The 716-nt window shown below is 76.3% G+C and carries 1 protein-coding gene and 1 pseudogene; both read right to left on the bottom strand.

Features of this window, described 5'->3' with window-relative positions:
• Nucleotides 1–294, bottom strand: a pseudogene (locus GTW08_RS20865) (hypothetical protein); the annotation flags it as partial.
• Nucleotides 287–716 (bottom strand): alpha/beta hydrolase family protein (locus tag GTW08_RS20860; RefSeq protein WP_161152416.1); only part of this gene is annotated, 430 nt, incomplete at its 5' end. The gene GTW08_RS20860 and the pseudogene GTW08_RS20865, both read right to left, overlap by 8 nt.

The raw sequence follows: 716 nt of genomic DNA, 5'->3' as shown, positions 1-716 counted from the left end.
CGCGTAGGGACGCAGCCACAGCAGCACGGCGGCGACCAGCGCGACCAGCAGCACCGCACCGGCGGCCCGCCCGGTCGTCCGCAGCCGTCCGGGCCGGGCCGGGCGCCCCGAGCGCACCACCAGGACCAGCCCCACCAGGGCGACGACGGCGAGCAGCACCGGGTAGGCCGGGTGCCCGGCGAGCAGCACCGGGCCCGCGACGACGACGATCCCCACCACGACGACCACGGCCACGATCCCGACCAGCGCCCGCACCGCGACCGCCCACCCGGGCCGGGGCACCCGGTCAGCCACGGGCCACCGTCGCGGTCACGAACTCCACGATGCGGGCGTTCGTCGCGGCCCGGGTGTGCCGGTCGTGCACCTCGTGGCCCTCGTCGGGGATGCGCAGCAGCTCCACCGGCGCACCGCGCGCGGTCAGTGCCGCGTGGATCGCGAGTGCCTGCGCCAGCGGGACGTTCGTGTCGTGCTCGCCGTGCACGACCAGCAGCGGTGCGGCGATGCGGTCCGCGGCGCGCAGCGGGGACAGCTCCTCCAGCAGCGCGCGGTCCCGGTGCGGGTGTCCGTACTCGGTGGTCGCGGGCCCGCTGATCCACGGCTCGGAGTCGGCGTAGAAGGCGGTCATGTCGGACATGCCGCACACGTCGACACCGGCCGCGAACAGCTCCGGGAACCGGGTCAGCGCGGCCAGGGTGAGGAACCCGCCGTAGGACCGG

Source organism: Pseudonocardia sp. SID8383 (genome assembly GCF_009864975.1).
Lineage (GTDB): Bacteria > Actinomycetota > Actinomycetes > Mycobacteriales > Pseudonocardiaceae > Pseudonocardia > Pseudonocardia alni.
This window is presented reverse-complemented; position numbering and strand designations above follow the sequence as displayed.